We start from the raw sequence: 24797 nt of genomic DNA on the forward strand, positions 1-24797 counted from the left end.
GGCCACGAACTGTCCGGCGGCCAATGGCAGCGCATCGCCGTCGCCCGCGGCTTCCACCGCGACGCCGACCTGCTCATCTGCGACGAACCCACCGCAGCCCTCGACGCCCGCGCCGAACACGCCCTCTTCGAACGCATCCGCCACCACTCCGACGGCCGCACCGTCCTGCTCATCACCCACCGCCTGGCCAGCGTCCGCTACGCCGACCGGATCTACGTCCTCGACCACGGCAAGATCACCGAACAGGGCGACCACCACACCCTGATGTCCCTCAACGGCCTCTACGCCGACCTCTACACCCTCCAGGCCGCCGCCTACCGCTGACCCTCACTGCAGGGCGGCCGCGATGACCGTGCGGGCGATCGAGGTCACCGCGTCGGCCCGCGCCCCGGGGCGCTCCAGCACGACCCCCACCGCCACCTCGGGCGCGTCCGCGGGCGCGAAGGCGGTGACGAGCGCGTGGTCGTCCGTCCCCGGGATGATCTCCGACAGGACGGCCTCGGCGTCCTTCCTGGCGCCGGCCGCCGCCGACTTCCCGGTGCGCGGCGCCATCGTCATCATCGCCGCCAGGCTCTTGGCCAGCGCCGGCGACACGGCCTTGCGGTAGACGGAGGGGCCGGCGCGGTCGATGACCGAGCCGTCCGCCAGCCGTACCTCCTCCACCAGGTACGGCCGCATCAAGGTCCCGTTGTTGGCCACCGCGGCCGACAGCATGGCGACCATCAGCGGCGTCACCCGGCTGTCGTGGTGCCCGATGGCGGACAGGGCGGTCTGCGCCCGGTCCATGGCCAGCGGATAGCGGCTGGCCGTGGCGACGAGCGGAACCGTCAGGTTCGGCGCGTTGAAGCCGAACGCCTCCGCCTGGTCCCTGAGCAGGTCCTGCCCGAGCTGCAGCCCGATGCCGGCGAACGCGGTGTTGCAGGACACGTGGAACGCGTCCGTGAGCGTCGGCCGCTGCTTCCCGCACCCGCCGCCGCCCGCGTTCTGCAGGATCGTCGGCGTCCCGGGCAGCCGCAGCCGTGCGGGCGCGTTCACCAGCGAGGTCGGGGTGTACTCCCCGGACGCCAGCGCCGCGGCCGCCGTCACCAGCTTGAACGTCGACCCGGGCGGATAGAGCCGGTTCAGCGCCCGGTTCAGCAGGGGCCGCGACGGATCCTGCCGGAGCCCTCGCGAGGTCTCCAGAAGGCGGCCGGCGTCGAACGTGGTGAGGGCGTTCGGGTCGTAGGTCGGATAGGTGGCCAGTGCCAGGATCGCCCCCGTCGCGGGGTTGATGGCCACCACCGCTCCCGGGAGTCCCATCCTCTTGAGCTCCTGGTACGCGGCCCGCTGCACCCGTTCGCTGATCGTCAGCCGGACGTCGGCCCCCTGCACGACACCCTCCCTGACCAGCGAGCGCACCTTGACCTTCGGGTCCTCCCCTGACAGCACCTCGTCCCGCGCCTGCTCGATCCCGGTGGAGCGGTAGAGCGACATGTGACCGGTGACGGCCGCGTACAGCTCCCCGTCCGGGTAGACCCGCCGGTAGAGGTACGGGCCGCCGCCGGTCGGGCGGCTCACGGCGATCGGGGTGCCCTCGTAGGTGAGGATGTCGCCGCGCGGATGGTCGAACCTGGCGATCAGCGGCCGCACGTTCCTGTGGTCGGCGTTGAGCTCCCGCGAACCGAACGCCTGGACGACCGTCACGTGCGCCAGCACCACGAACAGCATCGCCGCGCACAACCTGGCGACACGGCGCAGCGGCTCGTCGATCCGCTCCGCCCTCGATCCGGCCATGGATCTTGGTTTAACAGCCGGACCGCAAAGACAGGGCTAGAGCTGGCTTCGGTAGTAGCCAATCTTGTTGTGGATGTACTTCTGCCGCTCGGCCAGCTTGTCGATCTGCTCCCTGACCTGCCGGTCGTGCTCTTCCAGCAGCCTGATCCGGTCGGGGATCGTGTGGTCGCCGGCGCGTACGAGCTCGGCGAAGCGGAGCATCTTGGCGATGGGCATGCCCGTGTCACGCAGGCAGCGCAGCGTGCCGAGCCAGCCGACGTCCTCCTGGCTGAACCTGCGCTGCCCGGCCGCGTTGCGCCCGACGCGCTCCAGCAGGCCGATCTTCTCGTAGTAGCGCAGGGTGTCGATGCTGAAGCCGGTCTCCTCGACAACTTCCGCCGGCGTGTAGACACTCACGTCTCCAGGATCCCACCTGGAGCGCGCTCCAGGTCAATCGGCTTGACATGGAGTGCGCTCCAGCTCCCAGAGTCGGCCCATGAACATCGCACTCGGCACGATTTCGTTCGGCACGACCGTCGACCTGGAGGACACGTTCGCCATCCTGGACCGGTTCCACGAGGCCGGCGGCACGATGCTCGACACGGCCAACAACTACCCGTTCTGGGTGGAGGGCCGGTCGGGCGATGAGAGCGAGCTGGCCATCGGCGCGTGGCTGGCCGCCCGCGGCAACCGCGATGAGATCTTCATCAGCACGAAGGGCGGCGCCCGCCCCACGGTCCCCGGCGACACCACCCTGGCCTCCGCCGAGGGCCTGTCCGCCTCCACCGTCGCCAGGGCCGCCGAGGGCAGCCTGCGGCGCCTCGGCGTGGACCACATCGACCTGTACTGGTCGCACATCGAAGACCGGTCCGTCCCGCTGGAGGAGACCCTGGGGGCGATGGACGAGCTCGCCCGGGCAGGCAAGATCCGCAGCGCTGGCGCGAGCAACATCGCGACCTGGCGCCTCGAACGGGCCAGGAACCTCTCGGCCGCCCACGGCTGGATCCCCTACACCTACCTCCAGCTCCGCCACACCTACCTGCGACCGCGCCCGCTCGCCAGGCTGGCGGAGTCCGGGCACAGGCTCGCCACGGACGAAACCCTCGACTATCTGGCCGCCGAGCCTGACGTGACGTTGTGGGCGTACAACACGCTGATGTTCGGCAGCTACACGCGCGCCGACCGGCCCATCCCCGAGATCTACGACCACCCGGGGACCACGCGGCGGCTCGCGGTGCTGCGGGAGGTCGCGGACGAGCTGGGCGCCACGGTCAACCAGGTGGTGCTGGCGTGGCTGCTGGCCGACGGCGTGGTCCCGATCGTGGGTGTCTCGACGCGGGCCCAGCTGGAGGAGGCCATCGCCGCCGCCGACCTCAAGCTCGACACGGACCTCCGCACCCGCCTCGACACCACCACCTGACACCCGGCGCCGGAAGGGCGAGCCTCGCGTCATGCGGCCCGGCGGCGGGTCAGGCGAGGTGGTCGGACAGGTAGCGGCGGACGAGGTGTTTGCATTCGGCGATCAGCACCGCATCCCCGCACGGATCCACGCGGAACGCCAGCTTGAGCACCGCGTCCGTCGCCTCCACCGCCACCAGCAGCGCGCGATCCAGCCCCGGCCCCACGGGTGCGTCCAGGAGTTCCAGGGTGAGGGCGCGCAGCCGGTCGGCCACCACCACGTTGTTCTCCTGCGTCCCGTCCAGCGCCGTCCTGCTCCCGCCGATCGCCGGGCCGCCGGGGCCGAGGAGGACCTCGCCGAAGTCCAGCACCGCGAACCCCGGCGTGGTGCGCTTCATGGCGACGAACTCGTCGATGGCCAGGTCCACCAGGTCCGTCCAGTGCCCGAGGTCGGCCTTGGGGATGCGGTCGGCGACACGGGCGAGGAACGCCTCGAGGTTGCGCCGCGCCAGCGCCCGCACCAACCCCTGCTTGTCGTGGAAGAACTGGTAGAAGGTGCCGATCGGGACTTCGGCGCGGCGGGCGACCTCCTTGGTGGTCATCGCCTCGTAGCCGACCTGATCGAGCAGGAGCGCGCACTCGTCGAGCATCCGCTCCACCCGCTCCACGCTCCGGCGCTGGGCGGGACGGCGGCGCAAGGTACTCGTCATGACCCCATCCTGACCTATTACTGACATTAAAGTTCCCATAGACGAAAGGAGCCCGGGATGTTCCTGTGGGGGACGGCCACTGCGGCGTACCAGATCGAGGGCGCGGTCAAGGAGGACGGCAGGGGCGTCTCCGTCTGGGACACCTTCGCCCACGAGCCGGGCCGCACCAGGGACGGGCATACCGGGGACGTCGCCTGCGACCACTATCACCGGTGGCGCGAGGACGTCGAGCTCATGTCCGGGCTCGGGGTGAACGCCTACCGCTTCTCCATAGCCTGGCCGCGCGTGCAGCCGCAGGGGGACGGCGAGGTCAACGTGGCAGGGCTCGACTTCTACGAGCGGCTGGTGGACGCGCTGCTGGAGAAGGGCATCCAGCCGGTGCCGACGCTGTTCCACTGGGATCTGCCGCAGGCGTTACAAGATCGCGGTGGGTGGATTAACCGCGATATTTCGGGAAATTTTGCCGAGTACGCCGCCACCGTCGCCGCCCGCCTGGCCGACCGCGTCCCCCTCTGGATCACCCTGAACGAGCCGTTCGTCCACATGGCCTACGGGTACGCCATGGGCATCCACGCCCCGGGCCAGGCCCTCCTCACCGACGCGCTCCCCGCCGCCCACCACCAGCTCCTGGCCCACGGCCTGGCCGTGCAGGCCCTGCGGGCGGCCGGCGCCGACCAGGTGGCCATCACCAACAACTGCACCCCGGTCTGGCCCGCGTCCCAGGAGGAAGCCGACCTGAAGGCGGCGGAGGCCTACGACATCCTCCACAACCGCCTCTTCAACGACCCCATACTTCTCGGCAAATATCCGGACCTGTCGACGTACACCCCGACCGTCGACTTCGTCCGGGACGGCGACCTCGACATCATCGCCGCCCCGCTGGACGGCCTGGGCATCAACTACTACAACCCCACCCGCATCGCCGCCCCCACCGACGACGGCCTCCCGTTCGCGGACGCGGGCGTCACCGGCTACCCCACCACCGCGTTCGGCTGGCCGGTCGTCCCCGACGGCCTGCGCGAGCTCCTGACCGGCCTCAGGTCCAGGTACGGCAGCGCGCTCCCGCCCATCCACATCACGGAGAACGGCTGCTCGACCGACGACACGCTCGAGGACCACTCCCGCATCGAGTTCCTGGAGGGCCACATCGCGGCGATGCGCCGGGCCATGGCCGAAGGCGTGGACGTACGGGGCTATTTCGTCTGGTCCCTGCTGGACAACTTCGAGTGGGCCGAGGGCTACCACCAGCGTTTCGGCCTCGTACACGTGGACTTCGAGACCCAGCGCCGCACCCCGAAGGCCTCCTACCGGTGGCTGCGGGAGCACATCCGGGCTCAGAACACCGACACGTGAACGTGGTCGTAGTGGTTGGCCGTGACCCCGCCGCGGTCCGACATCGGGTCCCAGCCGCCGCCTGACCGGATGTCGTAGTAGCGCTGCTTCCAGATGATGTACATGACGCCGATGCGGGCGCCGTTCTTGATCAGGTAGTCGGCCAGGGCGTCTCCGCGGGCCTCGTCGGACCCGCTGGCCATGGTGCCGCCACGCGACATCATGAAGTCGCAGGCCCGGCCCTTGCCGTGCTCGCCGGGGTCGCCGGGGCGCAGGCAGCCCACGCCGTACTTCATGGGGAAGTTCCGCATGATGTCGGCCCGCACGTCGATCATGCGCTGGGTCAGGCCCTCGGCGCCGCCGGGCTGCTGGAAGCCGTACCTGGCGAGCAGCTTGTCGATGTCTCGCTGCTTGCTCTGGAGGTTCTTGATCTCCTTGCGCAGCTTCTCGATCCTGTCGTTGGCGGCGATCTTCGCCTCTTTGGACTTGTCGATCAGCTTCTGGACGCCCAGCACGCGCCTGGTGCGCTCGTCGGCCATGTAGTTCATGTTGGCCGCCTGCCCCAGGATCACGGTCGGGTCGGCGTTGGGAGTGAGGAGCCGGAAGGTGTCGAGGGGCCCCACCATGTACGCGGTCTGGGCGATGTCCGCCACGGCCGCCTGCGCGTCCTTCAGCTGGGCCTGAAGGGTGCCGGAAGTGGTGGTCGCCCGTTTCACCTGGAGCTTGATCTCCTCCAGGCTCTGGATCTGGCCCCGGTAGCGCTTTTCGAGCAGCTCGGCCTGTTTGGTGAGTTTGCGCAGGTCACCAGGGCTGGGCTCGGCCACGGCAGGGGATGGCGCGGGAAGGCCGAGCAGCCCGGCGAGGACGGCGACAAGAACGGCGATCCGCCCGGTTCTCACACCCGCCCCCTCCCCTCATAGACGGTCCGAAACTATAGAAGATGATCTTGATGTCTGTCACCCGAACGGCCGAACTGCCGCACCATTGGCGACATTTATGGTGATTTGTCCGAATTAAGGCGAACCTAAAGATTGGGTCTTGTATAGATCGCTCCAACGGTCTGAGATGGCGATCGAACTCGTCTCTGCGAAGGGGCAGATCGTGTCTCGAACATTGACCCTCGCCACCGCCGTCATCCTCGGCTTAGGCACCTCCATCGTGGCCACGACCGCGCAGGCGTCCGTGGACCCGCTACCGCCCCGCGACCGCATCGAGCTCTACCAGCTCGACAGCGCCCCGGGCACCGCGCAGACACTCAGGGAAAAAGGCTTCGACGTCGTCCAGCAGCAGAACAAGGGCGACCAGGAACACATCGAACTCACCGCCGCGCAGACCGACCTGGACGCGCTGCGCAAGCTCGGCCACAAACCCGAGCCCGTACGCAACCCGCGGGGCCAGACCCAGCTCGAGGCCGCCAAGGCGCAGGCGGCCTCCGGCTACACCGTGTGGAAGTCCTATTCCGAGGCGGGCGGCATCGCCGACCAGCTCAAGGCCATCGCGAACGCCAACAAGGACATCGTCAAGCTCCAGTCCATCGGCAAGTCGCTGAAGGGCCAGGACATCCTGGCCGTCAAGGTCACCACGGGCGCCCGGCTGCTGCCCGACGGCATCAAGCCCTCGACGCTCTACTCCGCCACCCAGCACGCCCGCGAGTGGATCGCCACTGAGGTGGACATGCGGCTGCTGAAGTACCTGATCGCGAACAAGGCCGCGCTGAAGGACCTGCTCAACAAGAGCGAGCTGTGGTTCGTGCCGGTGGCCAACCCCGACGGGTACGACTTCACGTTCACCGAGGGCAACCGCCTGTGGCGCAAGAACCTGCGCGACGTCAACGGCGACGGCAAGATCACGATCGGCGACGGCGTCGACCCGAACCGGAACTTCCCGACGAACTTCCACTACGACGAGGAAGGCTCGTCGAGCATCCCGAGCAGCGACACCTACCGCGGCACGGCCCCGGCCAGCGAGCCGGAGACCAGGGCCATGGACGGCCTGCTCAGGCGCATCGGGTTCGAGATGCAGCTCAACTACCACTCCTACGGCCCGCTGCTGCTCTACCCGAGCGGCTTCCAGATCGCCACGGAGACGCCCGACAACCCGATCTACGAGGCCATCACCGGCAACGACGCCAAGCCGGCCGTCCCCGGCTTCGACCCCGACCTCGGGGCCGAGCTGTACACCACGAACGGCGACACCAACGACCATGCCCACCGCCAGTACGGCACGCTGTCGTGGACGCCGGAGCTGGACGAGGGCTGCGACGGCTGCGGGTTCGTCTTCCCCGACGACGAGGCGCTGGTGCAGGGCGAGTTCGAGAAGGGCCTGCCGTTCGCGCTCGACGTGGCCAAGTCCGCGGTCAACCCCGTCGAGCCGGTGAACCACCTGGGCAACACGACCCCGGACTTCGAGATCGACCCGTTCGAGGTCAGCTACGGCAAGGACCAGGTCGTCCAGGTCAACGCCAAGCGCAAGCTCGGCCCGGTCTTCCTGAACTACCAGGTCAACGGCGGCCGTACCAAGACCGTCCTGACGGGCGAATGGAAGGGCGGCGAGCGGTACGGCAGCGGCTACGACCGCTACTACCACCGGCTGCGCGGCAAGATCACCGGCACCAGGCCGGGCGACAAGGTGAAGGTCTGGTTCGCCTCGATCGGCAGGAAGAGCGCCGACTTCACCTACACCGTGGCGACCGACATCGGCGGCAAGGTGCTGATCCTGGCCACGGAGGACGTCACGGGCCTCAGCCCGGCGCAGGGCGTGACCGAGGCCAAGTACGCCGACGAGTACGCCGCGGCGCTCACGGCGGCCGGCTACACCTCGGACGTGTACGACATGGACAGGATGGGCCGCAAGGCCCCGCACCCGCTGGGCGTGCTCAGCCACTACAAGGCCGTGGTGTGGGAGACCGGCGACGACATCATCCCGAGGTCGCCCGGCCAGGTGGGCGGCACGACCTCCAAGGGCGGCGTGGACACCGAACTGGCGGTCCGCGACTACCTGAACGAGGGCGGCAAGCTGCTGCACGCCGGCAAGTACCCGTCGTTCGCGGCCAACAACAACGGCGCCTACTACTACCAGCCCGACCAGCCGGCGCAGTCGGAGTGCACGGTCCCGGACGACCCGCCGTGCATCGCGGTGTTCAACGACTTCCAGCAGTACTGGCTGGGCGCGTACGTCTTCTTCGACGACGCCGGCACCGACCACAACACGGGCCAGCCGTTCGGGCTGACGGGCAACGGCGGCACGTTCGACGGCTTCGGCGCGACGATCGGGCCGAGCCACACCAACTCGTTCGTGGCCACCTCGGCCATCCTGCCCGCGCAGCAGTTCCCGCTGTTCGCGAGCTCGGCGCAGGTCAAGTGGGCACGCCCGGGCGGCCCGTTCGACCCGCACTCCGGGGCCTGGGACGTCTACAGCGGCATCGCCGACGTCTCGTGGAAGCGGCTGACCAAGACGATCGACCTGACCGGCAAGAGCAGCGGCGAGCTGACGTTCTGGACGTCGTACGACACCGAGAGCACCTGGGACTACCTCGCGGTGGAGGCGCACACGGCCGGCGGCGACGACTGGACCATGCTCCCGGACGCCAACGGGCACACCACCCAGGAGACCGGCAGCAGCTGCGACCCGCCCAGCGGCGGTGAAGGCTGGCGGACGATCCACCCGTTCACCCAGCGCTACCAGGGCCCCAACTGCGAGTCCACCGGCACCTCCGGCGCCTGGAACGCCGCCACCGGCAACTCGGCCGGCTGGCAGCAGTGGAAGATCGACCTGACCCCGTACGCGGGCAAGCGGGTCGAGCTGTCGGTCTCCTACATCAGCGACTGGAGCACCCAGGGCGCGGGCGTCTTCCTGGACGACTTCGCGGTCACCCTGGACGGCGCGACGACCGAGCAGACCTCGTTCGAGTCGGACCTGGGCGGCTGGGCCGTCGGGGCGCCTCCCGAGGGCACCTCGCCGTCGATCAACAACTGGTTCAGGACGGACCAGGTCTTCGAGGAGGGTGCCGGAATCGTCACCAAGGACACCGTCTACCTGGGCTTCGGCGCTGAGAGCGTGACCGACCCGGCCAAGCGCGCCGACCTCGTCAAGAGATCCATGAAGCACCTGCTCGGTTAGAGCCGGAGAGGGGTGCGGCAGAGCGTGCCGCACCCCTCTTGCGTGTCCGGACAGAACATGGTTCGGTCACCTTGAGGAAGTCCGGAAACAAGCAAGCATTCGGTCAAACAGGAGGGTCACGACATGCGCCGGCACGACACGCTGTTCATCGGGGGCGAATGGGTGGCCCCCGCGGGCACCGCGACGATAGACATCGTCTCCCCGCACACCGAGGAGGTGGTCGGCCAGGTGCCTGACGGCACGGCCGCGGACATGGACCGCGCGGTCGCGGCCGCCAGGGAGGCGTTCGACCACGGGCCGTGGCCGCGGATGACGTTCGCCGAGCGGGCCGAGGTCATCGGCAGACTGGCCGCGATCTACAACGAGCGGCAGGGCGAGATGGCCCAGCTCATCACGGAGGAGATGGGTTCGCCGATCACGTTCTCGAACCTCGCCCAGGCGCCCCAGCCGCTGGGCATGCTCCAGTACTACGCCGAGCTGGGCAAGACGTTCGAGCAGGAGGAGCAGCGGCCGGGGCTGTTCGGCCCGATCACCGTGCGCAGGGAGCCGGTGGGCGTGGTGGCGGCCGTGGTGCCGTGGAACGTCCCCCAGTTCGTCACGATGACCAAGGTCGCGCCCGCGCTGCTGGCCGGGTGCACCATCGTGCTCAAGCCGGCGCCCGAGACGCCGCTGGACGCGTACCTGCTGGCCGAGTGGGCGATCGAGGCGGGCATCCCGGCCGGTGTGCTCAACATCGTGGCCGCGGGCCGCGACGTCGGCGAGCACCTGATCTCCCACCCCGGCGTGGACAAGGTGGCCTTCACCGGCTCGACGGCGGCCGGCCGGCGCATCGCCGCCATCTGCGGCGAGCAGCTCAAGCGGGTCAGCCTGGAGCTGGGCGGCAAGTCCGCCGCGATCGTCCTGGACGACGCCGACCTGGCCGCCAGCATGGGCTTCCTGTCCATCGCCTCGCTCATGAACAACGGCCAGGCCTGCGTGGCGCAGACCCGCATCCTGGCCTCGCGCAACCGCTACGACGAGGTCGTCGACGCCGTCGCGAACATGGTCAACTCCCAGCCCGTCGGCGACCCCGCCGACCCGGCGACCGGCATCGGCCCGCTGGTGGCCAAGCGGCAGCAGGACCGGGTGGAGGGCTACATCAGGATCGGCATGGACGAGGGCGCCAAGGTCGTCGTCGGCGGTCTCGACCGGCCCTACGACCGCGGCTGGTACGTCTCCCCCACCGTCTTCTCCGGCGTCACCAACGAGATGCGCATCGCCCGCGAGGAGATCTTCGGCCCGGTCCTGACCGTGATCCCGTACGAGGACGAGGCGGACGCCGTACGCATCGCCAACGACAGCGACTACGGCCTGGCCGGCTCGGTGTGGACGGCCGACGCCGAGCACGGCATGGACGTGGCCCGCCAGGTCCGAACCGGCACGTACGGCGTCAACTGCTTCATGCTGGAGACCAACGCGCCCTTCGGCGGCTACAAGGCCAGCGGCATCGGCCGCGAGCTGGGTCCCGAGGGCCTGAGCGGCTACCTGGAGTACAAGACGATCGCGCGGCTCGGCTAGCCCTCCGCGAGAAGGGCCTCGCGGCATGCCGCGAGGCCCTTCGTCGTGCCACGGGACCGTGCACCCAGCGCGCCCCCGCAACGCTAGGTACAGATCCCGCTACCGGAAGTATGTCCCACGGACACCGTGGCGACGGTTTCCTTCCCCAGAGACTTTCTCCCGGCGGTTTCTTTCTTTCCGTCCTAGATAGACGCGTTTAACTCACAAAAGGTTCGAGGAGATCCACTTGCCGATTCTGCGGATGAGTTCGGGGGGTGCGGCGGTCTCCGCGTGGCCGTAGCCGGGCTCGATCCAGAGCTCCTTGGGCTCGCGTGCGCCGGCGTAGAGCTGGTGCGCGTGATCGAGCGGGAAGAACGCGTCCTCGTCGCCGTGCACGATCAGCAGCGGGGTCGGCGAGATGAGCGCGGCGGCCTCGTGCGGCGGCATCGGGATCGGGTTCCAGTCGCCGCGGGCGATCCTCGTCCGCTTGACCACCCTCGCCGCCAGGCGCCCGAACGGCCGCTCGATGGCCCAGTGGACCTGCCGCATCGGCTTGGTGCCGCGGTAGTACCAGCGGGCCGGGCCGCTCACCGCCACCACGGCGTCCACGCCGCCGCGCAGGCCCGCGTGCCGTACGGCCACCGCCGCCCCCATGGAGAAGCCCACGACCGCGATCTTGGAGTAGCCGGCCACGCGGGCGTGCCGGACGGCGGCGTCCAGGTCGAGGATCTCCAGGTCGCCCACCGTGCTCTCACCGCCGGAGCGCCCGTGGCCGCGGAAGTCGAAGGCGACCACGCCGCCGTACCCGCTCAGCACGTGCACGATGCGCCGCGCGGTGCGATCCCGCCACGACCCGGTGAACCCGTGCGCCATCACAATGCCTGTGTTCATGGCCTCCACTCCGTGGAGGCGGGCTCGGTCGCTGGGGAGCCGTCGCCTTCCCTCGTCGCTCTGGCCGCTACGCTCCCGACGCTCCTCAGTCCAGGCGACGGCGCTCCCTCGCCGTGCGAAGGGGGTGTGGGCGGCGTTGAGGCGTACCCCGTCGTCGGTCCTGAGCATGACGGGAAAATGAGGCGCGTAGGGCATGGAGACGAGCTTATGTTCGCTCCGCGTCCACCCCGTGTTCGGCCGCCCAGACCGCGATCCGCGCCCGCGAGTCGAAGCCCAGTTTCTCCATGATGATGGCGACATGCCTGGCCACGGTGGCCTGGCTGACCACCAGTGCCTCGGCCACGCCACGGTTGCTCAGGCCGCGGGCCAGCATGGCGGCGATCTCCCGCTCCCGCTCGCTCAGCCCGTCCCGGTCGAGTACGCGCGGCGGCGGCACGGCCGACCCGGGATCGCCGTCGAGCACCAGCCCGGCCACCACCTCCGGCGGCATCCCCGTCCCCCTGGCCCACAGCAGCTCCACCGGGTCCGCCCCGAGCCGCGCGCGGGCGAGCGCCAGCAGATCCTCGATCCGACCGGACGCGCCGACCTGCCCGATGGACTCGCGCAGCGCGGTGGCGGCCGCGGCCGCGAGCACCGCCCCCTCCAGGTCTTCCCGCGCCTGCGCCAGGGCGGAGACGGCCATGAGCGCGCGGACGATGCCCCTGCGCTGGCCCGTCTGCCTGCTCAGCGCCAGGCTGTCGGCTATGTGCTCCCTGGCCGCGGCGTGGTCGTGCAGCCCGGCCGCCACCCGGCCGATCTGGGCCTGGCAGCGGGCCAGCTCGATCCGGTTGTCCAGGTCCTCCAGCAGCGGCAGCGCGGCGGCGTGGTGTGACCTGGCCGCCTCCAGGTCGCCCGCGGCCTCGGCCACCGCACCCAGGTGGGTCAGCGCCCTGGCCAGCGACCAGTGGTGCCCGGCCTCCGCGGCCAGCGCGAGCGCCTCCTCGCCGTAGCGCCGGGCCTCGTCCGGCCGGCCGTGGAAGAGCGCCAGGTTGAGCTGGGCGATCCTGGCCGTGACCAGGTTGAACAGGTCGTCGTGAGCGCCGGCCGCCGCCTCCAGCTCCGCGGCGTAACGCCGCGCCCGCTCGCTCTGCCCAGTGCGGAAGAGCACGGTCAGCGCCACGCCGTACGTGATGCCCAGCCAGTGGGTGTACGGGTGCCGCTTCTGCTCCTCCAGCCCCCGCACGACCAGCTCTTCCGCCCGGCCCAGCTCGTCGGCGAGCTCCAGCCCGTACGCCAGCCCGCACCTGGCCACCGCGACCAGGTCGGCAGGGGCCCCGGACAGGTCGAGCGCGAGCAGCCGCTCGTGCCAGCCGACGCTCTCGCCCAGGTCGCCCCGGACGGCCATGACGGCCATCGCGGCGCGGGCCAGGCGCAGCCCGAGCACGGGGTCCCGCGACTCCACCGCCCAGTCGACCGCGTTCCTGGAGTCGTCGAGGAGTGCGCGGCCCCTGGTGAAGTGGGCGAACCGCTCCTGCCACGGCATCCTGCGGTCGAGCGAGCCGGCCTCGTGGCAGTGCTCCATCTCCTCGCAGACCGCCTTCAGGTGCCTGTCGCGCAGGTGCGCGGCCTCGCCGGCCTCGGCCAGGCGCTCGGCGGCGTACTGCTTGATGGTCTCCAGCAGGCGGTAGCGGCCGGGGGCGTGGTGGCGCACCAGCGACTTCCCGGCCAGGCCGTCGAGCAGGCCGGGCAGCTCGGCCCTGCGCAGGATGCCGCCGTCGGCGCAGACCCGCTCGGCCAGGTCGAGGTCGAACGGCCCGGCGAACACCGAGAGCCGGCGCAGCAGCACCCGCTCCTTGGGCGGGAGGAGCTCGTGGCTCCACTCGACGATGGCCAGGAGCGTGCGCTGCCTGGCCGGAGCCGTGCGATCGCCGGCGGTGAGCAGGCCGAGCCGCTCGCCGCCGCGACCGGCCAGGCGGTCGGCGATGTGGCCGGGGCTCAACCGGCTCGTACGGGCCGCCGCCAGCTCCAGCGCGAGCGGCAGGCCGTCGAGCGCGTGGCACAGGCGTACGACGTCGTCCATGACGCCCGCCACCCCGCTCGCGCCCGCCGCGAGCGCCCGCTCGACGAACAGCAGCACGGACTCGGCCTCGGGATGCCGCTCGTCGGGCAGCTCCAGCGGCGGCACCCGCCAGACCAGCTCGCCCGGGATGCGCAGCGGCTCCCGGCTGGTGAGCAGGAACCGCAGCTCGGGGCACTCGGCGGTCAGGCCGGCCACCAGCTCGGCGCAGCGCTCGACCAGGTGCTCGCAGTTGTCCAGCACGATCAGCGCTCTGGCCGTGCGCAGGCGCGTGCGCAGGCCGTCCAGCAGCCGCCCGGGCACCTCGTCGCGGACGCCGAGCACCTCGGCCATCTCGTTGACGATCAGCTCGGGGTTGCCGATGCGGGCCAGCTCGACCAGCCACACGCCGTCGGGGAAGCGTCTCAGCTCCTGCGCCGCCACGCGCAGGCCGAGCCGGGTCTTGCCGATGCCGCCCACGCCGCTGAGCGTGACCACGCGTTCTTCGTGGACGAGCACCGCCAGCTCGGCCACGTCGCGGACGCGACCGACGAAGCGGTTGGGCTCGGCGGGGAGATTGTGCGGAACTTGCGCGATCATGTGGGGCCCAGGTGGTCGCGGGGGGATCACATCCGATGCCAAGTCTCCCCTGGTTCAGGGGCTGATGGGGTCACTTTCCGTGCAGAGTTAGCGACTGGTTGGATATGAATGCGGGACGCCGAGCTCGGCGACGCTCATCACGATCCGTACGCGTGATTCGTCCGCGGCGGCGAGCGCCCTCGGCAGCTCGGAGATCATCACGCGGGCGCCGCTCGCGTGGATCCGGTCCCTGAAGGCGCACGCGTCGAGGTCGCACGGCAACGGCCAGGCGACGCCGCCCGCGGCGATCACCGCGTCGGCCGCCACCAGCAGGTCGGCTCCCACGGGCAGGCAGATGAGCACGGCGTCACCCGCGCGCACACCTCGGCGCCGCAGCTGGACGGCCGCGACTGCAGACCTCTCGTCCAGTTGCTCCTCGGTGAGCCTCAGGCCGGTGCCCGAGTCCACCATGACGATGCGCTCATCCATGTGGCCCACGGTAGGGAGGGCCTCTCATGCATACATGGGGCGGAATATGCAGATCCCTATGCAGAACCGCGCGCCACGTTCACCGCGCCACGTTCACCGCGCGACGGTCGGGTGCTCGGCGGTCGGGTGCTCGGCGGCCCAGACCGCGATCTGGGCCCGCGACGTGTAGCCCAGCTTCTCCATGATGTTCGCGATGTGCCGGGCGACCGTGGCGGGACTGATCACCAGCTCCGTCGCGATGGCGCGATTGGACAGCCCCCTGGTGAGCAGGCCCGCGACCTCCTGCTCGCGGGCCGTCAGCAGCGAGTGTCTGACCGGCTTGGTCGCCACCGGCGCCTTCTGCGCGATGCGCTCGCCCTCCAGCACGTGGCGGGCGGCGTCGTCGGGGCTCATGGCCCGGCCCCGTGACCAGATCGAGGTGGCGCGGCCGTCGCCCAGCTTGGTGCGGGCCCGGCCGAGCAGCTCCTCGATCCTGAGCGTGGGAGACTTCTGCCCGATCGACTCGCGCAGCCTGACCGCCGCGCCCGCCGCCAGCACGGCGCCCTCCAGGTCGCCCTCGCACTCCGCCAGCATCGACAGCCCGACCAGGCACAGGGCCACCCCGTGGCGTTGCCCGGTCTCCCTGCCCAGGGCGAGGCTGGCGCCCAGCCACTCCCGCGCGTCGGCGAACTCGTGCAGCATCGCCGTCACCCTGCCGACCCTGGCCAGTGCGCGCGACAGGTCGAGGTCGCTGCCCAGCTCGCGCAGCCACGGGACGACCATCTCGTAGTGGGCCTTGGCGGTCACCAGGTCGCCGCGGAACTCGGCCACCGCGCCGAGCTGGGTGGCGGTCCTGGCCATGATCCACCGGTGGCCGTGCTCGCGGGCCCGGGCGAGCGCCTCCTCGCCGTGCCGCTGCGCCTCGCGCAGCCGCCCGCGGGTCAGCGCCACGGCCGACAGCCCGGCCAGCCCCGCCGCCTGGTTCCACGCGTCTCCCGATCGCAGGGCCAGCGCCAGGCCCTCCTCCGCGTGGTGCACCGCGTCCTCGGGCCTGCCCATGCGCAGCAGCACGACGACGATGAGGCTGTGGATGACGCAGCGCGCGAACGTGTCGTCGGTGGTGAGCGCGGCCAGGCTCTCCTCGGCCAGCGCCAGGGAGCGGCTCAGCTCGTCCCTGGCCTCCAGGCCGTAGGCGAGGTATCCCCTGGCCTGCGCGATCTGCTCGACGGGCACCTCGGTCAGGTCGAGCGACAGCAGCCGCTCGATCCAGGTGACGATCTCCGTCAGGTTTCCGCAGAGCGGCAGCAGCCCGCTGCTGGCGGCGCAGAGGCGCAGGCCCAGCGGCACGTTGCCGGACTCCACGGACCAGTCGAGCGCCATCCGCTGGTCGTCGACGAGGCGCTTGCTCATGGTCAGCGCCTCGAGGCGGCGCGCCCACGGCACGCCCGGCTCGACCATCTCGGTGGTGAAGTGGCGCTCCTGCAGCTCGCAGACCACGTGCAGGTGGCGCTCGCGCAGGACCTCGCGCTCGCCGGCCTTCTGGAGGCACCCCACCGCGTAGCGCTTGATGGTCTCCAGCAGCCAGTAGCGCCTGCGGCTCTCGTCGCACAGCACGAGGGACTTGTCGACCAGCCCGCCGAGCAGATCGACGATCTCCGACTCCGAGATGGGCCGCTCGGCGCAGACGCGCTCGGCCAGGTCGAGGTCGAAGTCCCCGGCGAACACCGACAGCCTGCGCAGCAGCACCTGCTCCTTCGCCGACAGCAGGTCGTAGCTCCACTCGACGGCCGCGACCAGCGTGCGCTGCCTGGCGGGAGCGGTGCGGCCGCCGGTGGTGAGCAGCGAGAACCGGTCGTCGATGCGGTCGGCGATCTGGCCAGGGCTGAGCAGGCTCGTGCGGGCCGCGGCCAGCTCCAGCGCCAGCGGCAGCCCGTCGAGCGCCCGGCACAGCCGCACCACGTCGGGCAGGCTGCCGGGGCCCAGCCTGGTGCCGGCGGCCGTCGCCCGGTCCAGGAAGAGCTGCACGGACTCCGCCTCGGGACCGCCCTGCGCGGGCTCATGCTCGGGACCGCCTTCCCTGGGAGCGCTCTCGTCGGGGAGGTCGAGCGGCGGGACCCGCCAGATCAGCTCGCCAGCGATGCGCAGCGGCTCCCTGCTGGTGGCCAGGACGCTCAGGCGCGGGCAGGCCGCGATCAGGTCCGCGGCGACCTCCGCGCACCTGTCGATGAGATGCTCGCAGTTGTCGAGCAGCAGCAGGCAGTGCAGGTCGCGCAGCCGGTCGAGGACGGTGCCGAACACCGGGCGGCCTGCCTCCTCCCGCACGCCGAGCACCCGGCCGATCTCCTGCTCGACCAGCTCGGGGCGGCGCAGCCTGGCCAGCTCGACCAGCCAGACGCCGTCGGGGTACGCCGGCACCAGACCGGCCGCGACCCGCAGGGCCAGGCGGGTCTTGCCGATGCCGCCCACCCCGCACAACGTGACCACGCGCGTCTCGCGGAACAGCCCGCGCAATTCGTCGAGATCGCGCTCGCGACCAACGAACCGGTTGGGCTCCGCCGGAAGATTGTGCCTGGGGGGCTCTGGCATGTGGTCACCCTGTGTCGCTGAAGGATCACACTCTCCCACAGTGTCGCACTTTTCACAGCCCAAGCGAGCTCACGATCGCCCTTTCGTCGACGACACGCAGGACGGGGTCGCCGAGCAGCCGTCTGGCCAGGTCGTACGGCGCGACGACCATGGTGGCCCGGCGCTCCTGGGCCAGCACGCGGCAGCCCACCAGGCTCGGCTCGTGGGCGATGACGACGTGCGCCCCCACCGTCATCGCCAGATCGATCACCCGCAGCCCCCGGAACGGCTCGCTCACCGCGCTGATCACCACGTCCTCCTTGCCGATCACCAGCCGGCCGGCCAGCCTGCGCAGGTCGCTCGCCAGCGTGTGGTGATCGAACACCCGCCCGCCGTCGACGGTGAGCGCCGGCCCCGCCAGCGGGCCGTACTCGAGGGCGCGCTCGCCGATGAGCGCGGTGAACGGCTTCGCCCCCGGCACGGACTGGAAGGAGAAGACCTGGTCGACCTTCACCGCGGCGGGGTCGTAGCGGCGCTGGGTGATCATGAAGCGCGCCGTCCCCGAGGCCGCGAGCACCGCCACCCCGCCCGCCCAGGCCACGGAGTGGACCGCCAGGGGCAACGACGTGCCGAGCGGGACGTCGACGATCACCTCGTCACCGAAACGCAGGCCCTGGCGCTGCAGACCCGCCGCGGCGCGGGTGACGCGCCTGGTGAAAGCGGAGTACGACAGCACCTCGCCGGTCCTGACTTCGCTGACCGCCGGTTGGTCCCCCTGGGTCGGCGCGGCGGCCATAACCAGCTCTGTCCAGGTCATGCCGATAATCTAAGGACGGCGGCCCGGCTTGCCATGCGCACAATTGTGCAACCGGCTATGTACGTCGGGCTTAACGTCAGCTTGACATCGAGGATCGCGCTTGACATCGGGAATCCCTCGCGTCACGCCTGCCACCTGGGGGACAACCGTATCCACACCCGTCCCCCTCGCGTCGCGCCCGCTCCCGGGGGACCCCATATCCACAACCGCCCCTCTCCTCACGTCGCGCCTGTCATCAGAGGGGATCAACTAGACTTATAAGGCCGCGACTTCGCGCGGCCGCCCCCACGACACAGAGCGAGACGTCATCATGCCTTTGAACAGCCGCGACGACCTGCGGAACATCGCGATCATCGCGCACGTCGACCATGGCAAGACCACGCTTGTCGATGCCATGCTCTGGCAGTCCGGGGCCTTCCGCGCCAACCAGGACGTCGACGACCGCGTCATGGACTCCAACGACCTCGAGCGCGAGAAGGGCATCACCATTCTCGCGAAGAACACCGCGGTCAAGCACGGCGGCATGACCATCAACATCATCGACACTCCCGGCCACGCCGACTTCGGCGGCGAGGTCGAGCGCGGCCTGTCGATGGTCGACGGCGTGGTGCTGCTGGTCGACGCCTCCGAGGGGCCGCTGCCGCAGACCCGCTTCGTGCTGCGCAAGGCGCTGGCCGCGAAGATGCCGGTCATCCTGTGCATCAACAAGGTCGACCGCCCCGACGCCCGCATCAAGGACGTCGTGGACGAGGTCTACGAGCTGTTCATGGACCTCGACGCCACGGAGGAGCAGATCGACTTCCCGATCGTCTACGCCTCCGCCAAGGCCGGCCGGGCCTCCATGGAGCGCCCCGAAGACGGCGGCATGCCCGACTCGACGGACCTCGAGCCGCTGTTCGACATCATCAAGTCGACCATCCCCGCGCCGACGTACGACCCGAGCGCGCCGCTCCAGGCCCACGTCACCAACCTCGACGCCTCCTCCTACCTCGGCCGCATCGCGCTGTGCCGCATCCACCAGGGCGTCATGCGCAAGGGCCAGCAGGTGGCCTGGTGCCGCACCGACGGCACGATCCAGCGCGTCAAGATCACCGAGCTGCTCATGACCGAGGCCCTGGAGCGCAAGCCGGCCGAGGAGGCGGGCCCCGGCGACATCATCGCCATCGCCGGCATCCCCGACATCATGATCGGCGAGACGCTGGCCGACCCCGAGGACCCGCGCCCGCTGCCGCTGATCACGGTGGACGAGCCGGCCATCTCGATGACCATCGGCACCAACACCTCTCCCCTGGTCGGCAAGGTCAAGGGGTCCAAGGTCACCGCCCGCATGGTGAAGGACCGCCTCGAAAAGGAGCTGGTCGGCAACGTGTCGCTGCGCGTGCTGCCCACCGACCGGCCCGACGCCTGGGAGGTGCAGGGCCGCGGCGAGCTGGCGCTGGCCATCCTGGTCGAGCAGATGCGCCGCGAGGGCTACGAGCTGACCGTCGGCAAGCCGCAGGTCGTCACCAAGACCATCGACGGCAAGGTGCACGAGCCGGTCGAGCGCCTGACGGTCGACTGCCCCGAGGAATACCTCGGCGCGGTCACCCAGCTCCTGGCCGTGCGCAAGGGCCGCATGGAGCACATGACCAACCACGGCACCGGCTGGATCCGGATGGAGTTCGTGGTCCCGGCGCGCGGCCTGATCGGCTTCCGCACCGAGTTCCTCACCGAGACGCGCGGCACCGGCCTGGTGCACCACGTGTTCGACTCGTACGAGCCCTGGTTCGGCGAGCTGCGCACCCGCAACAACGGCTCCCTGGTGGCCGACAGGTCCGGCCCGGTGACCGCGTTCGCGATGCTCAACCTGCAGGAGCGCGGCACGCTGTTCGTCTCGCCGACGACCGAGGTCTACGAAGGCATGATCGTCGGCGAGAACTCCCGGTCCGACGACATGGACGTGAACATCACCAAGGAGAAGAAGCTCACCAACATGCGCTCCTCCACCAGCGAGGAGACGGAAAAGGTGATCCCGCCGCGCGTCCTTTCGCTGGAGCAGGCGCTGGAGTTCATCCGCGAGGACGAGTGCGTGGAGATCACTCCGGAGCACGTGCGCATTCGCAAGGTCGTGCTCGACGCCGCCACGCGCGGTCGCGCCGCGGCCCGCGCCAAGCGCGCCTGAGCTTTTCCGTCGCTTTTTTCGGTGTAAGCCCGGCCGGTAAGGCTTCCGGCTTCGCCATGGGCGATGAATGAGCCCGCCGGTCAAGAAAAGGGGTCATGGTGAAAAGCTGTAATCACACCGTGACCCCGTGACATAGAACATTTTGCCATTCCGGAGAATCATCCAATTTGTGGGAACGCTCCGGATGGCAACTGCGTTCGGGCTGGCTCTGGTGTCGTTGGGGGCGATCGTTTGGTGCACCGTCGTAGCCAGACCGGTGGCGGGCCCCGCGCTGCCCAAGAGCACCGCGGCGCCCAACCCGTGGGTGGCGGCCGCCGCCCGCGCCGACCCTCTCGTGGGCTGGGCCCGCAAGGCCACCACCGAGGTGACGCTCACCAGGGCGACTGAGCGCGACCTGGACCCGGTGCCCAAGGGGCGGATCGATCCCCGCCAGCGACAGGTCAAGGTGACCGTCGTCCACCGGCTCCAGATGGCGCCCAAGGACCCGCTCACCGAGGCGCTGCGCCAGGGCAGCGGGTTCCCCGGCACGCTTCAGCAGGTCACCGACGCCGCGTTCGGCGCGATCAAGGTGGGCGGGCCCGGGCTGGCGCCCACGACGCGCCTGGCGCCGATCCTGACCTCCGATTCCACCGGGACCACGGCCAGGTTCGTCGTGACGCTGCTGCGGCAGGTCAGGGCGGACGAGCTGCTGAAGCTCGACTTCACCGCGCCCAGCGCGGTCCCGCTGATCGTCACCTCGCGCTCGATCGCCGTGCTGCCCGGTGAGTGGACGGTGCTGCGGCTGGCGGGGATCACGCCGGAGCGGGAGCAGGAGGAGCGGCTGGAGTTCACCATCGGGGCTTACCCGGTGAGCATGACGCTGGCGCCGGACTCGTTCGGGTTCGCCGACACGGTCGTGGAGGACGACTTCTCGTGGGCCACCGCGCTCGGCGTGCTCACCGCGATCGCTCTCGTCGCCTTCCTGCTGCGCTCGCTCGGGCGCGGGTGGTGGGCGCGGCTGGCCAACAGGGAGCTGTTCGTCGGGCTCGTCCTGGCGGCGCCCACGCTGCTGATCCCGCTGTTCGCCGAGGACTGGTCGGCGGTCGCGTACGTGATCCTCTTCGTCGCGGTGCCCGCGTTCGCGCTGCGGCACGCGGGACGGGTGCTGCCCACCAGCCCGCCGTGGAACACGCGCGACCTGCTGGTCGTGACCGGGCTGGGCGTGGTGGTCGGGCTCGGCATGCTGGCCTGGTCGTGGCTGCACGGGCAGCTGCCGGGGCAGACGCTGCTGGCCGGAGGCGCGGTGGCGGCCGTGGCCGCGGCCGGGTCCGCGGTGGCGTTCAGCGTGGACCTGGGGGTCAGGCCGGTGATCGTACGGCTGGCCGCGCTGTCGGCCGAGGCCGCGATCGGGCTGCTCGCGCTGGCGCTGTGGCTGCGGGCGCTGCTGACCGGGGTGTACCCGCCGGACAGCGTCCGGCTGGTGCTGGCGCTGAGCTGGGCGATGATCCCGGTCGCCGCCATCGCCGTGGCCACCAAGCAGTGGACGCGTGGCGCGGTGGCCGGCGCGGTGATCGTGAGCCTGCTGGTCCAGGGCTGGCCGACCGAATGGCTGGACTCGGGGTCGTGGAGCCTGGCGGTGTCACAACCCGAACCCCGGATCGGCAGCCTGGTGCTCACCCCGCTCGTGCGCGGGGTGCTCGGGCTGCTGCTGCTGGGGTTCCTGATGCTGGTGCTGCGGCTGCGGCGGCTCGGCGACGAGCTCTCCGCGATCGACAACCCGGTCGCCGAGTCGACCATGATCGCCGTACTGATGGTGCTGTACATCACGCCCGGCGGCAGCACGACCCTGGCGGACATCGACGTGCCGCTGCCGCTGCTGGCGATCACCTCGATCGTCGCCTGGGCGAGCGCGCGCTGGCTGCTCTCCGGGCCGCGCCCCGTACTCGCCGAGCCCGCCTCGCAGGAGGAGCACCGCCGGCTCGTCAGGGCCGCCCTGCACAAGCGGCTGCTGCTGGTGGCCGAGCAGGAGCTGTACCGCGTCGGACGGGGCAGCATCGGCTCGGGCGAGATGTCGATGACGGACTTCGACGAGCGGCGGGACGCCCTGGAGGAGGCGCTGCGGCAGCACGGCCGGCACCCGGAGACCGCCTTCGCCACGGCCGCCGGCTGCACGCCCTGGCACAACGGCGTGCACGCCTTCGCCGCGAGCCTGCTGCTGAGCCTGCCTTTCGCGATCGTGTACGGGTGGCCGGACGGGGCCGACCTGACCAGCTTCATCTTCGACGCGCGCTACCTGATCACGCTGCCGGCCTTCGGCTTCCTGTTCGGCTACTTCTACCCGCGCCTGCGCGGCACCCAGCCGATGACCAAGGCCCTCCACCTGATCGCCGCGGCCCTGCTCACGGAGCTGTCGGGCTACCTGTCCACCCTGGTGGAGCCGGACATCGGGGCCTTCGACAAGGTGCAGGTGGTGGGGATCGTGGTGGGTCAGGTGACCATGGTCTGCGTCGGGCTGGGGCTGTACTGGGAGTGGCGCCTCATGCACCTGGCCGGGGAACCGTGGGCCCGGGTCCGCAACCTCCGCAGCATCCGCAGCCTGGCGGCCCCGACCCTGGCCATCGTCGTCGCGGCCGGCACCACCGCCGCCACCTCCGCGGCCGGCCAAACCGTCGACCGCATCCTCAAGGGCGACCAGATCACCACCACCGCCCCCCGCTAACCGCATGACTCCGGGCCCACACCCCGCCGACCCAGCGACCGGCGGGGTGGGCGGGCCGGGGGCGGAAGGGTCAGCGGCGGGGGAGTTCGCTGCCGCGGACGTGGGTGCAGAGCCAGTCGACCAGCGGGCCGTACGCGCGCCACGTACGTGACACGCGCTCGCGCACCTCCGAAGTGTGCACCCACGGCTCCGGCTCCCAGCGCACCCCCGCGTAGAGCGACTTGTGCCGCAGCAGCTCGATCCGCGGATGGTCCTCCGAGAAGCCCCGCGGCTTCGTCTTGAGGCGCTCCCCGCCCAGCTCGTAACCGGCGGACACCAGCTCCCCCGTCATCGACTCCAGGGGCTTGCCGGTCAGGTCCTCGTCCACCGCGGCCCGGTAGCGGGCGACCTGGTCGGGCGCCTGGGTGTAGAAGCCCCCGGCCGTGTAGATCCCGGCCGCGCTCAGCTCCACGTAGAGCCCGATCCCCGGCTGGAGGTCCACGAACGCGCCCTGATGGGTCTTGTACGGCGATTTGTCCTTGGAGAAGCGCACATCACGATAGGGCCGGAAGAGCTGCGCCGCCCCGAACTCGGCGGCCAGCTCGTCCGTGAGCGCGAGCATCGGCTCCCGCACCGCCTCCTCGTAGAGGTGCTTGTGCCGCGTGAAGTAGGTCTTCGAGTTGTCCGCCTCGAGCCCCTCGTAGAACAGGAAAGCCTCATCAGGGAAGCCGCTGAAACCCATGCTCCCAAGGGTGCCACGCCGCACCGACACCTCGGGTCACCGCTCGGTGTACGTCCGGCCCGGCGACGGCGTCCTGCCGTAGAGCTCCGAAACCGTGACGAACGTGAAGCCCTTCCGGTCAAGGATGTCGAGTATGGCGGGCACGGCCTCCACCGTCGTGCGGTGGATGTCGTGCATGAGGACGATCGATCCGGACTTGGCCTCACTGGCCCGCCGGGCCACGGCCGCGGGGACCCGGTGCAGCCAGTCGAGGGTGTCGACGCTCCAGAGGATCTCCGCCAGCCCTTCGCGGCGCGCCTCGGCGGCGACGGCGGCGTTGGTCGACCCGTACGGCGGCCGCATGAGGTGCATCCGCACCCCGGTCAGCTTGAACACGAGGTCGTTGGTGCGCCGGAGCTGCCGCTGCACGTCGTCGTGCGACAGCCCGGCGAGGGCGGGATGGCTCCAGGAATGGTTGCCGAGCTCGTGGCCGTCCTCGACGATGCGCCGGACGAGCCGGCCGCCCTTGTCGGCCGCCACCATCTGCCCGATGACGAAGAACGTGGCCTTGACGTCACGCTTGCGCAGCATGTCGAGCAGCCGCCCGGTGTACTCGCCGGGCCCGTCGTCGAAGGTCAGGGCCACGCACTTGAGCCTCGCGCAGTCGAACTTGCGGCTGCGCGGCCAGCCGGACCCGTACTGCATCGACACCAGCCGCTTGGCGAGCACCGCCGGATCGACGACGGCTGCCTTGTACGGCACGATCGGCGCCTCGGTCTGATGGCGGTTCGCCACCGAGCAGGTGACGCAGACTGCCAGAGCGAGCAGGGCCAGCGGCAAAGCCCATACGCGCATGGTTCCCCCCGAAGCGCCGCGCGCGGGGGCCTATGGATAGTCCTGGACCGGTTTCCCCCGCAATTCCCTGGCCAGGTCGTCCCACCAGAGTGGGATATCGGCCTGCAGTTCCTTGTAGCGGCGCGCCACGCGCATGGCACATCCGACCGGATCCGTACCCAGATGCCGACGTTTCACCGGT

The 24797-nt window shown here is 70.5% G+C and carries 18 protein-coding genes; 7 read left to right on the forward strand and 11 right to left on the reverse strand.

The genetic code is table 11. From position 1 onward, the window contains the following. Positions 1-324 (forward strand): ATP-binding cassette domain-containing protein (locus ACWDX9_RS13065; RefSeq protein ID WP_449952712.1); only part of this gene is annotated, 324 nt, incomplete at its 5' end. Between the two features lie 3 nt (positions 325-327). Here the strand turns inward: ACWDX9_RS13065 and ACWDX9_RS13070 are convergent. Together ACWDX9_RS13070 and ACWDX9_RS13075 are read right to left on the reverse strand one after the other, a co-directional pair. Continuing rightward, a complete protein-coding gene (locus tag ACWDX9_RS13070; RefSeq protein WP_449952715.1) occupies positions 328-1773 on the reverse strand; it encodes a penicillin-binding transpeptidase domain-containing protein in 1446 nt (481 codons plus the stop codon). Positions 1774-1809: 36 nt separating this feature from the next. Beyond that, positions 1810-2169 (reverse strand): MerR family transcriptional regulator, encoded by a 360-nt coding sequence (locus ACWDX9_RS13075; RefSeq protein ID WP_350729790.1) that lies wholly within the window; start codon positions 2167-2169, stop codon positions 1810-1812. Between the two features lie 79 nt (positions 2170-2248). On the opposite strand from ACWDX9_RS13075, the gene ACWDX9_RS13080 reads away from it, so the two are divergent. After that, a complete protein-coding gene (locus ACWDX9_RS13080) occupies positions 2249-3172 on the forward strand; it encodes an aldo/keto reductase (RefSeq protein ID WP_449952718.1) in 924 nt (307 codons plus the stop codon). 49 nt (positions 3173-3221) lie between these two features. On the opposite strand, the gene ACWDX9_RS13085 is transcribed toward ACWDX9_RS13080, so the two are convergent. Then, the gene (locus ACWDX9_RS13085) at positions 3222-3860 is read right to left on the reverse strand and encodes a TetR family transcriptional regulator (protein WP_449952721.1); all 639 of its coding nucleotides are present in this window, start codon (positions 3858-3860) and stop codon (positions 3222-3224) included. 57 nt (positions 3861-3917) lie between these two features. Between ACWDX9_RS13085 and ACWDX9_RS13090 the strand changes: the two genes are divergently transcribed. Then, positions 3918-5213: a GH1 family beta-glucosidase gene (locus tag ACWDX9_RS13090; RefSeq protein WP_449952724.1), complete on the forward strand. Its 1296-nt coding sequence runs from the start codon at positions 3918-3920 to the stop codon at positions 5211-5213. On the opposite strand, the gene ACWDX9_RS13095 is transcribed toward ACWDX9_RS13090, so the two are convergent. After that, on the reverse strand, positions 5195-6091 hold the full coding sequence (locus tag ACWDX9_RS13095; RefSeq protein WP_449952727.1) for a coiled-coil domain-containing protein: 897 nt from the start codon (positions 6089-6091) through the stop codon (positions 5195-5197). The genes ACWDX9_RS13090 and ACWDX9_RS13095 overlap by 19 nt on opposite strands. Positions 6092-6293: 202 nt before the next feature. Here ACWDX9_RS13095 and ACWDX9_RS13100 point away from each other — a divergent pair, with 202 nt between their 5' ends. Further along, entirely contained in the window at positions 6294-9311 is a 3018-nt protein-coding gene (locus ACWDX9_RS13100; RefSeq protein WP_449952730.1) for a M14 family zinc carboxypeptidase, read from the forward strand. 123 nt (positions 9312-9434) lie between these two features. Then, a complete protein-coding gene (locus ACWDX9_RS13105) occupies positions 9435-10868 on the forward strand; it encodes an aldehyde dehydrogenase (protein WP_449952733.1) in 1434 nt (477 codons plus the stop codon). Between the two features lie 201 nt (positions 10869-11069). Here ACWDX9_RS13105 and ACWDX9_RS13110 read toward each other — a convergent pair whose 3' ends face one another. The 5 genes from ACWDX9_RS13110 to ACWDX9_RS13130 form a co-directional block, all read right to left on the reverse strand. Beyond that, the gene (locus tag ACWDX9_RS13110; protein WP_449952736.1) at positions 11070-11738 is read right to left on the reverse strand and encodes an alpha/beta hydrolase; all 669 of its coding nucleotides are present in this window, start codon (positions 11736-11738) and stop codon (positions 11070-11072) included. 205 nt (positions 11739-11943) lie between these two features. Continuing rightward, the gene (locus ACWDX9_RS13115) at positions 11944-14373 is read right to left on the reverse strand and encodes an ATP-binding protein (RefSeq protein WP_449952739.1); all 2430 of its coding nucleotides are present in this window, start codon (positions 14371-14373) and stop codon (positions 11944-11946) included. An 87-nt stretch (positions 14374-14460) separates the two neighbouring features. After that, on the reverse strand, positions 14461-14841 hold the full coding sequence (locus tag ACWDX9_RS13120; RefSeq protein WP_449952742.1) for an AMP-binding protein: 381 nt from the start codon (positions 14839-14841) through the stop codon (positions 14461-14463). 93 nt (positions 14842-14934) lie between these two features. After that, positions 14935-17406 (reverse strand): LuxR C-terminal-related transcriptional regulator, encoded by a 2472-nt coding sequence (locus tag ACWDX9_RS13125; RefSeq protein WP_449952745.1) that lies wholly within the window; start codon positions 17404-17406, stop codon positions 14935-14937. Between the two features lie 52 nt (positions 17407-17458). Further along, positions 17459-18202, reverse strand: coding sequence for an AMP-binding protein (locus tag ACWDX9_RS13130; protein WP_449952748.1), 744 nt, complete (start codon positions 18200-18202; stop codon positions 17459-17461). A gap of 310 nt (positions 18203-18512) precedes the next feature. Here ACWDX9_RS13130 and typA point away from each other — a divergent pair, with 310 nt between their 5' ends. Together typA and ACWDX9_RS13140 are read left to right on the forward strand one after the other, a co-directional pair. Beyond that, the gene (typA, locus tag ACWDX9_RS13135; protein ID WP_357743434.1) at positions 18513-20363 is read left to right on the forward strand and encodes a translational GTPase TypA; all 1851 of its coding nucleotides are present in this window, start codon (positions 18513-18515) and stop codon (positions 20361-20363) included. Between the two features lie 184 nt (positions 20364-20547). Next, entirely contained in the window at positions 20548-23061 is a 2514-nt protein-coding gene (locus ACWDX9_RS13140) for a hypothetical protein (protein WP_449952751.1), read from the forward strand. A gap of 70 nt (positions 23062-23131) precedes the next feature. On the opposite strand, the gene ACWDX9_RS13145 is transcribed toward ACWDX9_RS13140, so the two are convergent. Both ACWDX9_RS13145 and ACWDX9_RS13150 read right to left on the reverse strand, forming a co-directional pair. Beyond that, entirely contained in the window at positions 23132-23782 is a 651-nt protein-coding gene (locus ACWDX9_RS13145) for a DUF2461 domain-containing protein (RefSeq protein ID WP_449952754.1), read from the reverse strand. 36 nt (positions 23783-23818) lie between these two features. Beyond that, positions 23819-24616: a polysaccharide deacetylase family protein gene (locus ACWDX9_RS13150; RefSeq protein ID WP_449952757.1), complete on the reverse strand. Its 798-nt coding sequence runs from the start codon at positions 24614-24616 to the stop codon at positions 23819-23821. Positions 24617-24797 lie beyond the last annotated feature (181 nt).

This window comes from Nonomuraea sp. NPDC003201 (assembly GCF_053590415.1).

Excerpts from the sequence above, each read along its gene's own strand:
- ACWDX9_RS13070 (WP_449952715.1), bottom strand. The coding sequence starts at position 1,773 with ATGGCCGGATCGAGGGCGGAGCGGATCGACGAGCCGCTGCGCCGTGTC.
- ACWDX9_RS13080 (WP_449952718.1), top strand. The coding sequence starts at position 2,249 with ATGAACATCGCACTCGGCACGATTTCGTTCGGCACGACCGTCGACCTG.
- ACWDX9_RS13085 (WP_449952721.1), bottom strand. The coding sequence starts at position 3,860 with ATGACGAGTACCTTGCGCCGCCGTCCCGCCCAGCGCCGGAGCGTGGAG.
- ACWDX9_RS13090 (WP_449952724.1), top strand. The coding sequence starts at position 3,918 with ATGTTCCTGTGGGGGACGGCCACTGCGGCGTACCAGATCGAGGGCGCG.
- ACWDX9_RS13105 (WP_449952733.1), top strand. The coding sequence starts at position 9,435 with ATGCGCCGGCACGACACGCTGTTCATCGGGGGCGAATGGGTGGCCCCC.
- ACWDX9_RS13110 (WP_449952736.1), bottom strand. The coding sequence starts at position 11,738 with ATGAACACAGGCATTGTGATGGCGCACGGGTTCACCGGGTCGTGGCGG.
- ACWDX9_RS13115 (WP_449952739.1), bottom strand. The coding sequence starts at position 14,373 with ATGATCGCGCAAGTTCCGCACAATCTCCCCGCCGAGCCCAACCGCTTC.
- ACWDX9_RS13120 (WP_449952742.1), bottom strand. The coding sequence starts at position 14,841 with ATGGATGAGCGCATCGTCATGGTGGACTCGGGCACCGGCCTGAGGCTC.
- ACWDX9_RS13125 (WP_449952745.1), bottom strand. The coding sequence starts at position 17,406 with ATGCCAGAGCCCCCCAGGCACAATCTTCCGGCGGAGCCCAACCGGTTC.
- ACWDX9_RS13130 (WP_449952748.1), bottom strand. The coding sequence starts at position 18,202 with ATGACCTGGACAGAGCTGGTTATGGCCGCCGCGCCGACCCAGGGGGAC.
- typA (WP_357743434.1), top strand. The coding sequence starts at position 18,513 with ATGCCTTTGAACAGCCGCGACGACCTGCGGAACATCGCGATCATCGCG.
- ACWDX9_RS13140 (WP_449952751.1), top strand. The coding sequence starts at position 20,548 with ATGGCAACTGCGTTCGGGCTGGCTCTGGTGTCGTTGGGGGCGATCGTT.
- ACWDX9_RS13145 (WP_449952754.1), bottom strand. The coding sequence starts at position 23,782 with ATGGGTTTCAGCGGCTTCCCTGATGAGGCTTTCCTGTTCTACGAGGGG.
- ACWDX9_RS13150 (WP_449952757.1), bottom strand. The coding sequence starts at position 24,616 with ATGCGCGTATGGGCTTTGCCGCTGGCCCTGCTCGCTCTGGCAGTCTGC.